General features: G+C 71.2%; 11 protein-coding genes and 1 pseudogene. 7 read left to right on the forward strand and 5 right to left on the reverse strand.

What is annotated here, in order from left to right:
- The first annotated feature begins 197 nt into the window (after positions 1 to 197).
- The gene (locus HMPREF0591_RS05280) at positions 198 to 599 is read left to right on the forward strand and encodes a hypothetical protein (RefSeq protein WP_007167404.1); all 402 of its coding nucleotides are present in this window, start codon (positions 198 to 200) and stop codon (positions 597 to 599) included.
- A gap of 5 nt (positions 600 to 604) precedes the next feature.
- Here HMPREF0591_RS05280 and HMPREF0591_RS05285 read toward each other — a convergent pair whose 3' ends face one another.
- The gene (locus tag HMPREF0591_RS05285; RefSeq protein WP_007167405.1) at positions 605 to 1,297 is read right to left on the reverse strand and encodes a DUF3060 domain-containing protein; all 693 of its coding nucleotides are present in this window, start codon (positions 1,295 to 1,297) and stop codon (positions 605 to 607) included.
- Between the two features lie 56 nt (positions 1,298 to 1,353).
- Here HMPREF0591_RS05285 and HMPREF0591_RS05290 point away from each other — a divergent pair, with 56 nt between their 5' ends.
- Together HMPREF0591_RS05290 and HMPREF0591_RS05295 are read left to right on the forward strand one after the other, a co-directional pair.
- The gene (locus HMPREF0591_RS05290) at positions 1,354 to 2,373 is read left to right on the forward strand and encodes an NADP-dependent oxidoreductase (protein ID WP_040621876.1); all 1,020 of its coding nucleotides are present in this window, start codon (positions 1,354 to 1,356) and stop codon (positions 2,371 to 2,373) included.
- Between the two features lie 152 nt (positions 2,374 to 2,525).
- On the forward strand, positions 2,526 to 3,356 hold the full coding sequence (locus HMPREF0591_RS05295; protein WP_007167407.1) for a glycoside hydrolase family 16 protein: 831 nt from the start codon (positions 2,526 to 2,528) through the stop codon (positions 3,354 to 3,356).
- Here the strand turns inward: HMPREF0591_RS05295 and HMPREF0591_RS05300 are convergent, their stop codons facing one another.
- Together HMPREF0591_RS05300 and HMPREF0591_RS05305 are read right to left on the reverse strand one after the other, a co-directional pair.
- Positions 3,357 to 4,874: a glycosyltransferase family 39 protein gene (locus HMPREF0591_RS05300; RefSeq protein WP_007167408.1), complete on the reverse strand. Its 1,518-nt coding sequence runs from the start codon at positions 4,872 to 4,874 to the stop codon at positions 3,357 to 3,359.
- Positions 4,875 to 4,930: 56 nt separating this feature from the next.
- Positions 4,931 to 5,158 carry a hypothetical protein gene (locus tag HMPREF0591_RS05305; RefSeq protein ID WP_007167409.1) on the reverse strand — a complete coding sequence of 76 codons (228 nt, stop codon included), beginning with the start codon at positions 5,156 to 5,158 and terminating at the stop codon, positions 4,931 to 4,933.
- A 107-nt stretch (positions 5,159 to 5,265) separates the two neighbouring features.
- Here HMPREF0591_RS05305 and HMPREF0591_RS05310 point away from each other — a divergent pair, with 107 nt between their 5' ends.
- The 3 genes from HMPREF0591_RS05310 to HMPREF0591_RS05320 are packed head-to-tail and all read left to right on the forward strand — an operon-like array spanning position 5,266 to position 6,987.
- Positions 5,266 to 5,574, forward strand: a complete 309-nt coding sequence (locus tag HMPREF0591_RS05310; protein ID WP_007167410.1) for a hypothetical protein — start codon at positions 5,266 to 5,268, stop codon at positions 5,572 to 5,574.
- Between the two features lie 59 nt (positions 5,575 to 5,633).
- Positions 5,634 to 6,305, forward strand: a complete 672-nt coding sequence (locus HMPREF0591_RS05315; protein ID WP_040621164.1) for a GAP family protein — start codon at positions 5,634 to 5,636, stop codon at positions 6,303 to 6,305.
- Positions 6,306 to 6,315: 10 nt separating this feature from the next.
- Positions 6,316 to 6,987, forward strand: a complete 672-nt coding sequence (locus tag HMPREF0591_RS05320; protein WP_007167412.1) for a GAP family protein — start codon at positions 6,316 to 6,318, stop codon at positions 6,985 to 6,987.
- Here HMPREF0591_RS05320 and HMPREF0591_RS05325 read toward each other — a convergent pair.
- Complete coding sequence (locus HMPREF0591_RS05325; RefSeq protein ID WP_040621879.1) at positions 6,963 to 7,748, reverse strand: hypothetical protein; 786 nt, start codon at positions 7,746 to 7,748, stop codon at positions 6,963 to 6,965. The two genes, HMPREF0591_RS05320 and HMPREF0591_RS05325, sit on opposite strands and share 25 nt — an antisense overlap.
- A 28-nt stretch (positions 7,749 to 7,776) precedes the next feature.
- Here HMPREF0591_RS05325 and HMPREF0591_RS05330 point away from each other — a divergent pair, with 28 nt between their 5' ends.
- Positions 7,777 to 9,267: a bifunctional phosphatase PAP2/diacylglycerol kinase family protein gene (locus HMPREF0591_RS05330; protein WP_007167414.1), complete on the forward strand. Its 1,491-nt coding sequence runs from the start codon at positions 7,777 to 7,779 to the stop codon at positions 9,265 to 9,267.
- On the opposite strand, the pseudogene HMPREF0591_RS05335 reads toward HMPREF0591_RS05330, so the two are convergent.
- Positions 9,264 to 9,473 (reverse strand): annotated as a pseudogene (locus tag HMPREF0591_RS05335) (xylulose kinase); the annotation flags it as partial. The gene HMPREF0591_RS05330 and the pseudogene HMPREF0591_RS05335 overlap by 4 nt on opposite strands.

The following is a 9,473-nucleotide window of genomic DNA, read 5'->3' on the forward strand; positions in this document are numbered from 1 at the left end:
TCCGCCCGCGGCGCCCCCTCCGCCGCCGGCCGCACCGGCGCAGCCGCCCGTGACGATGTACCTGCACTTCCCGTTCGTCACGGTGCCGATCCCCATCACGCCACCGGCGCCGCCCCCACCCCCGCGGTAGGGACGTGGCGCGCGCCCGCGACGGCGCGCACACTGGGCGGTGACGGCATGAGCGGCGAGGAGGTCGCGTGGGCGAATACGGTGCGTTCGGGTTCGATCCCGACGAGTTCGATCGAATGATCCGCGAGGGCAGCGAGGGACTGCGTGACGTCTTCGAGCGGGTCAGCAAGTTCGTCGCGGCGCCCGGGGCCCGGCCCGGCTGGTCGTCGTTCTTCGAAGACCTGTCGCGGCGCCCGCGGCCGGAGCCCGAGACCGCCGGCGAGGCGGGAGACGGCGTCTGGGCCATCTACACGGTGGACTCCGGCGGCGGCGCGCGCGTCGAGCAGGTCTATGCGACCGAGCTCGACGCGCTGCGGGCCAACAAGGACAACGTCGACCCCATGCGCAAGGTGCGGTTCCTGCCGTACGGCATCGCGGTCAGCGTCCTGGACAACGATTCGCCCGACGACGAACCCGGCGAGCCGGCGTAACCGCCTCAGCCCCGCTCGACGACGTTCGCACTACCGGTGTTGCTGACCTTCGGCGTGCCCGAGTGGTAAGTGACCTTGTTGCTGAGGCCCGAGACGTCGATGCTGTCGACGGCGTCGACGGTGATGTCGTTCTGCACCCCCGACACGGCGAGGTTTGCGCAGTGGCCGCTGATCACCACCGTGTTGGACACACCGGTCACGTTCACGACGTTGTCGTTGCAGGCGAACGTCCGGTTCTCGCCCATCCCGGAGATCGTCACCTGACTGCCCGGCGGCGGCGTGGGTGAGGTGGACGTGGTGGTCGACCGCGGCGTCCTGGTCCGGGTCGTGGTCGACGGGACGGTGCCGCCCGGGGGGCTGAACGTGTTGGTGAAGGTCGGCGGGGAGCTGATGATCGAGCGGACGCCGGAGAGCTGGTGTGCCGCGAAGGCGGCGATGCCGCCGGCCAGGGCGAGCACGCCGACCGCGATGACGGTGCCCATGATCCACCACATGCGGTTGCCCGAGGGGCGTTGCGGGGGCGGACCCGGAAACGGCCCGCCGTAGGTCCACGGGGGCGGGGGCGGCGGGCCCGCCTGGCCGGGCGAATAGGGCTGGCCACCGGGCTGCGCGCTGCCCACTTCGGACGCCCGCGCCGCGTCGGCGAGCGGGCGCTCGAGCTCCCGGATCCGGTCCTCCGGGTCGTCGTTTGCTGCCATGGGTCGAATATGCCATTCGCCCGGGTGATTTCGGCCGGTTCGGTAGTTTCTGCATCGTGCCCGAGTTGCCGAACCGTCAGGTCTTGTTGCGTCGCCGCCCCACCGGGCTTGTCCGGCCGGGGGACACCGAGCTGGTCACCACGCCGGCGCCCGAACCCGCGGAGGGGGAGGCGCTGCTGCGCACCACCTACGTCGGGATCGACGCCGCCGCCCGCACCTGGCTCGACGACCAGCCCGGCTACCTGCCGCCGGTCCAGCTGGGCGAGGTGATCCGCGCGGCCGGGATCGGCGAGGTGGTCGCGACGCGCTGCGACGCCTACGCCGTCGGCGACGTCGTCACCACCCTGACCGGCTTCTCCGAGTACGCGATCATCCGCGACGACCTGTTCAGCACGCCCATCCCGGGCGAGGACGACCAGCTGGCGATCATGTCGGTGTACGGACCGACCGGCGCCACGGCGTATTTCGGCATGACCGACATCGGCCGCCCCAAGGCCGGGGAGACGGTCGTGGTTTCCGCGGCCGCCGGCGCCACCGGGTCGGTGGCCGGGCAGATCGCCAAGATCGCCGGGGCCCGGGTGGTCGGCATCGCGGGCGGCCCGCAGAAGTGCCGGGCGGTGGTCGGGGACTTCGGGTTCGACGCCTGCATCGACTACAAGAACGACGACCTCGCGGCCGCGCTCAAGCGGCACTGCCCGCAGCGCGTCGACGTCTACTTCGACAACGTCGGCGGGCCCATCCTCGACGCCGTGCTGGGCCGCCTGGCGCCGCGCGCCCGGGTCGTCCTGTGCGGGGTCATCTCCAGTTACCTGACCGGCGAGCACCCGGGGCCGGCCAACTACGTGAATTTGCTGTCCAAGACGGCGTTGATGCAGGGTTTCAACGCCCTCGACCAGTGGGGCCGCTTCGACGAGGCATTCGCCGCGCTGCGGCGGTGGGAGGCCGAGGGCCGGCTCAAGCACCGGGAGACCATCTTCGACGGGATCGAGTCCTGCGTCGACGCCCTCAACGGCCTGTTCACCGGCGTCAACATCGGCAAGACCCTGGTCAAGCTCAGCGAACCGGCTTCTCCCTGAACCGCCGGGCGCCCCAGCGCGGGAAAAGTCGCCGCCACCGGCCCGGCGCGGGGTGCGTGGCACCCCGGCGCGTGGTTTCATAACACCGTTTGCGAAAGTTGCCCGGGGGTATCGGGCTAGTTCGGGAACACGCTTTCACGATTGGGGTTTAGATGGACCGTCGCAGCATGATGTTGATGTCGGGGCTCGGCATGCTGGGGGCTGCGATGCGCTTGCCGGGCGCATGGGCCACCCCCTCCGCGCCGCAGGCGCCGCCGTCGGCCGGCCCCGGTGGCCCCTATATCTTCGCCGACGAATTCGACGGTCCCGCGGGCTCCCCGCCCGATCCCGGCAAGTGGACGATCCAGACCTGGCAGGACGACGTCTTCCCGCCCGTTGCGGGCATCTACCGCGACGACCGCCAAAACGTGTTCCAGGACGGGCATTCCAACCTCGTCCTGTGCGCCACCCACGATCTGCTGAGCAACACCTATTACAGCGGCAAGCTGCGCGGCAACTTCCGCAGCATGATCAACCAGACCTGGGAGGCGCGGATCAAGCTGGACTGCCTGTTCCCCGGCCTGTGGCCCTCGTTCTGGGGGGTCAACGAGGACCCGCTCCCCGACGGCGAGGTGGACATCTTCGAGTGGTACGGCAACGGCCAGTGGCCCGCCGGCACCACCGTCCACGCGGCGTCCAACGGCAAGACCTGGGAGGGCAAGTCCATCCCCGGCCTGGTCGACGGCAACTGGCACACCTGGCGCATGCATTGGGGCGAAGAGGGTTTCGAGTTCGCGCGGGACGGGGCGGAGTACTTCAAGGTGCCCAACAAGCCCATCCACGTCGCCGGCGGCGCCCCCGACGACTTCCGGTGGCCGTTCAACATCCCGGGTTACTGGATGACGCCGATGTTCACGCTCGCCGTGGGCGGGGTGGGCGCCGGCGACCCGGCCGCGGGCACCTTCCCGGCGTCGATGCTGGTCGACTACATCCGAATCTGGTGACTATCGCTGCGCTTTGAGCACCTGAACCAGGTTGAACTGCCAACGTTCGACCAGGCGGAAGCCCAGGTCGTGCGGCACCGCGAAGGCGGGCGTCGGCCCGTAGACGGGCCCGGGTGGGATCGCCGGGCCCCACTCGTGCGCCGGCTGTGACGGGTCGGCCTGGGTGATGATCCACACGACGCCGCACCGGCTCAACGGTTGCGCGACGACCTCGGGAATGAGGTTGGTGTCGAAGACGTCGTTGCGGTCGGTCGCGCGCTGCCACAAGGTGAGATCGATCAGCTTGCGATAGGCGTCGGGGCGCGCCGCCATCAGGGGCCGCATCGGGGCGGGCATGAACGTCACCGTGTCGTTCACCAGCAGGCAATCCCCGGGTGCCGCCTTCGCCGAGACCAGGTCGGCCACCTGGCTGTAGTCCATCCCGTATTTCGCATACGGATTGCGTTGCACCCGAACATAATTCGGTGCCGCAGCGACCGCGAAGAGGGCGACCAGCGCCGCCGTCAGCCACGGCCGGGCGGTCACGGTGGCGGCGCAGACGCCCAGGATCAGCGCCATGCCCGGCACCGTGAACGACAGATAGCGCGGGGTGTAGATCGAATGCACCAGCGCCGAGTAGAGCAGGATGGCCGCCGTCGGCAGGGCGAGCCACGCCACCGCGAGGGCCAGCAGGTGCCGGTCGGCCGGCGCGAGCGGTGTGGACTTGCTGAGCCACGACGCCACAGCCGCCGCAATCACCAGTGCCGACAGCACGGCGAACGGGGGGCAGCGCTCGAAATACTGTTGCACCGCCACGTCTTCGAGCGTGCGGCGGCCGATCGGGGCGATCCAGGCTATTTGGTGCGCCTGGCCCGCGACCGTCAGCAGGAACGGCGCCATGGCGCCGACCGCGACGCCCGAGGTGACGGCGAACCGCAGCAAAACGGTTCGCGCGCAACGGGAGACGACGATCAGCGTGAGGTGCACGGCGACGAGCAGGGCGAGGTACACGTCCAGCGCGATCGACAAGACCAGGGCGACGCCGTAGGCGGCCCACAGCCGGCCGGTGTCGCGGCGCGCGGCATGCACCAGCAAGACCGTCAGCCACACGGCGGCCATCATGGACAGCGCGTAGGGGCGGGCCTCGATGCCCGCCCACGTCGACCGGGGCAGGATGGCGCAGAAGACGCCGGAGGCCACCGCGACGGCGCGCGTCGAGAACTGCCCGCCGAGCACGACGACCCCGGCGGCCGCGCCCCCGATGGCCAGCCCGCTCGGCGCGCGCGAGAAGAATTCGGTGGGCGGGAACGCCTGAAACCACGCGTGCATGAGCAGGTAGTACAGGCCGTGGACGGCGTCGACGTTGGCCAACATCCGCCACAGCTGGGCGAGGGAACGGCTGTATGCGGCCGAGATGGTGGCGGCCTCGTCGTACCAAAAGGACGGGCGCCCCGCGCCGCCCAGGCTCACCGCGACGGCGAGCCCCCCGACGAGCAGCGGGTCCAGCGCGGCCGGCGGGCGGCGAAACGGGTTCCGCACGCCGCTATGGTGCCAGAACCCGGCCGCGTTCCGACCGCTGGTCGGCTACCGCCGGGTCAGTTGAGCAGCCAGACGTGCCAGAACCCGTCGGAGCCCAGGCGGCAGTCCCAATGGGTGTAGAGGTGGTCGTTGTGCGTGATCTCGACGTGCGGGGCGTCCGCCTCGCAGCCGGACTGGCTCGAGTAGTTGCCCTCGACCTCGACCTCATCGGCACCGGCGACGCCCACCCCGGTGGTGAGCAGCCCGGCCAACGCCAATAGGCCAGCGGCGCAAGCCATCTTCATCTCCGACCTCCCCTTGGTAGCTGCGCCGACTATAGCGATCAGCGGGCCCGCAGGACCGAAAACGACGAACTCGGCAACCCGTCCTCATTCGAACGTATGATCGATCGATGGGGCAGTTCGCGTCCATCGGGTACAACGGCCAACCCGTCCGCGACCCGTTTCGGGTGGTGCGCCCGCCGATCACCGTCCTGGTGGACCTGACGGTGCTGTTCCCGCGCGAGCCGCACCGCTCCGGCCGGTACCAGCCCAACGGCCTGCAGCTGCACAAGGTCGTCGAGGGGCGGCTCAGCTGCTGGGGGCTGTGCGAGCAGGGCGACTGGTGGGGACTGGTGACCTACCCGGTCGCCTACGGCTCGAAGCGCAAGACCGTGACGCACTGGGTGCCGGCCTGGACGCTGCGCCGAAAACCGTTCTGAGACGGGCGCTTACGCGGCACCCGTGCGGCCGTGTCACGCCGATGCGATGATTGCTGCCCGTGGAAGCAAGTTGGGGATCGGTACTGACCAAGCTCGTCGCGCTGGCGGCGGTCATCGCGCTCTCGCCCATCACGGTCATTCCGGCGGTGCTGGTCCTGCACGCGCCGCGGCCGCGGCCGACCAGCCTGTCCTTTCTCGCCGGCTGGGTGCTGGGGCTGGCCGCCCTGACCGCCGCGTTCGCCGGCGCCTCCGACCTGCTCGGCGACCTGCACACGGCGCCGCCGACGTGGGCGTCGTGGCTGCGCGTCGTGCTGGGGTCGGCGCTGATCGCCTTGGGCGCCTACCACTGGCTGACCCGGCACCGGCACGGTGCCATGCCGCGCTGGATGCGCTCGTTCTCCACGCTCACCCCGCGCCGCGCGGGGGTGACCGCGGCGGCCCTGGTGGTGCTGCGGCCCGAGGTGCTGCTGCTGTGCGCGGCGGCCGGCCTGGCCGTCGGCGGCAGCAGCCTCGGCGCGGCGGGCCGCCTGCTGGCCGGGGCGGTGTTTCTCGTCTTCGCCGCGTCGACGGTCGCCCTCCCGATCCTGGCCTACGCCGGCGCGGGCGACCGCCTCGACGACACCCTGGAACGCGTCAAGGTCTGGATGGAGGAAAACCACGGCACGCTGCTCGCGGTCATCCTGGTCCTGATCGGTTTGATGGTGCTCTACAACGGGATTCACGCCCTGTAGATTGCTGCCCATGGCAGGAAGCTGGGGCACCGTGCTGACCGGGCTGGTCCCGCTCGGACTGGTCATCTCGCTCTCGCCGCTCACGGTGATCCCGGCCGTGCTGGTGCTGCAGGCGCCGCGGCCGCGGCCGAGCGGGCTGGCGTTCCTGGGCGGCTGGCTGCTGAGCCTGGCCGCGCTGACGGCGCTCTCCGTCGCGGCCTCCCACCTGCTCGGCGGCCTGGACAAGTCGCCGCCGCGGTGGTCGTCGTGGTTGCGCGTGGTCTTCGGGTCGGCGCTGATTGTGTACGGCATCTACAAATGGCTGAACCGGCGCGGCCACGGCGAGTCGCCGAAATGGATGCGTTCGTTCGCCAGCATCACCCCGGCACGCGCAGGGGTCATGGGGGCGGTGCTGGCGGTGGTTCGGCCGGACGTCGTGCTCATCTGCATCCCGGCCGGGCTGGGCATTGGCACCGCCGGGCTCGGCCTGGTCGGTGACTGGGCGGCGGCCGGGTTCTTCGTCGTCCTCGCGGCCTCCAGCGTCGCGATCCCGATCCTGGCCTACGCGGCGGCCGGCAGCCGCCTCGACGACACGCTGGCGCGGCTCAAGGACTGGATGGACCGCAACAACGCCGCCCTGCTCGCGGCGGTCCTCGTGCTGATCGGTGCGATGGTGCTCTACCACGGGATCGACGCCCTGTAGCCGCCGTCGGCCAGGCCGGCGTCCTCCTCGAGCCGGTTGATCGCGCCGAAGGCGTATTCGCGAACCAGCTCCCGGCCGTAGTCGGCCAGCATGCCCGCGTAACCCTTGGCCGCCCATTGCCGGCAGTGCCGCTCCTCGTGGTGTAGCACCCGGTCCAGGTCCAGGAGGCTCTCCGCGGGGATCCCGTCGGCGCGCAGGAACCAGGCGTGCCCCGACTCGACGATCCGGCGCAGCCACCCCGCCGGGTCGGTGACGGCGCCCAGATTGACCAGGAAGATGTCCCCCCAGGTGGTGCCGCCGCGGCGGCAGAATTGCCGTTGAATCCAGTTGCCGCCCAGGCCCATCAGGATGCCGTTCGGGGTCGCGACCAGGCGACCGCGGTTGCGGTCGACGAATCCGACGTCGCGGGCGTAGCTCCAGTGGTTTGCGTTCTGCCGCCGCATGATTCGCGTGACCTCGGTGGCGCGGTAGGGAGTCGGGGGGAAGTCGGTGCGCCACCCGCGCTTGGTGCCGTAGCCGGTGTCCGCGTTCAGGATGTAGGTGGCCAGTACCGCCGCGCGGGCCTCGCCGCCGCCGGTGCCCCGCGGCAGGAGAAAGAAGGATTTGCCGTCGGGGTCCTTGATCTCCGCCGTCGGCTGGAGCGATCGAAAGGTGTCCGGGGTGATGTCGTAGTGCCGGGTGATTTCCGCGACGACGTCGGGGCTCACGCCGCGCCGTGCGACGTTTTCCCGCCATGCCTCGAAGTAGCCCGGTGCGTCCATGTCCGCCAACCAATTTAGGGTGTAGCGAATGAACAGGCGGCCCAGGCGACGCGCGCGCGGCATCGAGCAGATCACCCGCGGTCTGGGCACCCTGGACCGGGAGCTCTTCGAAGCGATCGCCGAGACGGACACCCCGCTGCTGGACGCGGTCATGCCGCCGCTGACCCGGGCGGCCGACAACTCCAAGCTGTGGTTCGCCATCGCCGCCGCGCTGATGGCCTCGGGAAGCAAGAGCGCTCAACGCGGCGCCACGCGCGGCGTCGTTACGCTGGCGGCCACCAGCCTGGCCACCAACCAGGTGGCCAAACGCATCCGCCGCCGCCCGCGTCCCGGCTACGAGCTGGTGCCGCTGGTGAGGCAGGTCCGCCGCCGCCCGACGTCGAACTCCTTCCCGTCGGGGCACTCGGCCAGCGCCGCCGCCTTCGCGGTCGGGGTGGGATTGGAGAACCCGATGCTGGGCTTCGGCCTGGCGCTGCTGGCCGGGCTGGTCGGGCTCTCGCGGGTGGTGACCGGCGCACACTACCCGGGCGACGTGGTCGCCGGGTTCGGCATCGGGGCCGGCCTGGCGGTGCTGGGCGGCCGGCTGGTGCCGCCGATCGTCGAGACCGCCCTGCCCAAGACCGAACCGCTTCGGGTCCCGGCCCCCGAACGGCCCGACGGCGCCGGGGTGGTGCTGGTCATCAACCCGGAGTCGGGCAGCGGCACCGGGGCCCGCGTCGTCGACGAGGTGCGCGAGGCGCTCCCGAAGGTGGACATCCGGGAGCTGGGCCCCGACGACGACCCGGCGGAGGTCCTGCGCGACGCCGCCGCACGCGCCGAGGTGCTCGCGGTCGGCGGCGGCGACGGCACGGTGGCGGCCGCGGCGGGGGTGGCCATCGAGGCCGGGCTGCCGCTGGCGGTGTTTCCCGCCGGTACGTTCAACCACTTCGCGAAGGACATCGGCTGCGACACCGTCGCCAAGACCGTCGACGCGATCCGCCGCGGCAGCGTGGCGTGCGTGGACCTGGTGTGCCTCAACGAGAGTCAGATGGTCCTCAACACCGCCAGCATCGGCGCCTATCCCGCCTTCGTGCAGCAGCGCGAAAAACTGGAGAAGCGCATCGGCAAGCCGCTGGCCGGCCTGTACGCGATGCTGCACACCCTGCGCCACGACGAGCCCGTCCGGATCGCCTACGACAACAAGACGCTGCTGACGTCGCTGTTCTTCCTCGGGAACTCGCTGTACCTGCCGACCGGTTTCGCCCCCGCGCGGCGGACCCGGATGGACGACGGCCTGATCGACGTCCGCATGCTCGAGGCGGGGCGGCGGTGGTCGCGGACCAGGATCCTGGCCGCCCTCGCGCTGGGCCGCCTGGAGCGCAGCCCGCTCTATCACGAGCTGCAGGTGCCCGAGTTCGCCTTCCGCGCGGTCGACGGCCCGACGGTCATCGCGTGCGACGGCGAGGTCGGCGACGAATACGAGAAGGCCACCTTCACCGCCAAATACCGGGTCCTGCCGGTGTTCCGGCCCCGCGACTAGGCCCCCTCAGTCAGGTCGCGCACCCGCGCATAGCGGCCGAGCACCTCGGGCGCCGGGTCGGCGGTGTACTCGTCGGCCCGCGGCGCGGTCCAGCGGGGCGGTCGCGGCGACCCGCTCAGCGCCCACGCGGCCTGCCGCGCCGCGCCCAGCGCGACGTACTGCCCGGCCGCGGGCACCAGCACCGGCACGCCGAACACCGCGGGGGC

This window comes from Mycobacterium parascrofulaceum ATCC BAA-614 (genome assembly GCF_000164135.1).
GTDB lineage: Bacteria > Actinomycetota > Actinomycetes > Mycobacteriales > Mycobacteriaceae > Mycobacterium > Mycobacterium parascrofulaceum.

Coding starts and splice junctions, on each gene's coding strand:
- HMPREF0591_RS05285 (WP_007167405.1), bottom strand. CDS start 1,297: ATGGCAGCAAACGACGACCCGGAGGACCGGATCCGGGAGCTCGAGCGC.
- HMPREF0591_RS05295 (WP_007167407.1), top strand. CDS start 2,526: ATGGACCGTCGCAGCATGATGTTGATGTCGGGGCTCGGCATGCTGGGG.
- HMPREF0591_RS05305 (WP_007167409.1), bottom strand. CDS start 5,158: ATGAAGATGGCTTGCGCCGCTGGCCTATTGGCGTTGGCCGGGCTGCTC.
- HMPREF0591_RS05310 (WP_007167410.1), top strand. CDS start 5,266: ATGGGGCAGTTCGCGTCCATCGGGTACAACGGCCAACCCGTCCGCGAC.
- HMPREF0591_RS05320 (WP_007167412.1), top strand. CDS start 6,316: ATGGCAGGAAGCTGGGGCACCGTGCTGACCGGGCTGGTCCCGCTCGGA.
- HMPREF0591_RS05325 (WP_040621879.1), bottom strand. CDS start 7,748: ATGGACGCACCGGGCTACTTCGAGGCATGGCGGGAAAACGTCGCACGG.
- HMPREF0591_RS05330 (WP_007167414.1), top strand. CDS start 7,777: ATGAACAGGCGGCCCAGGCGACGCGCGCGCGGCATCGAGCAGATCACC.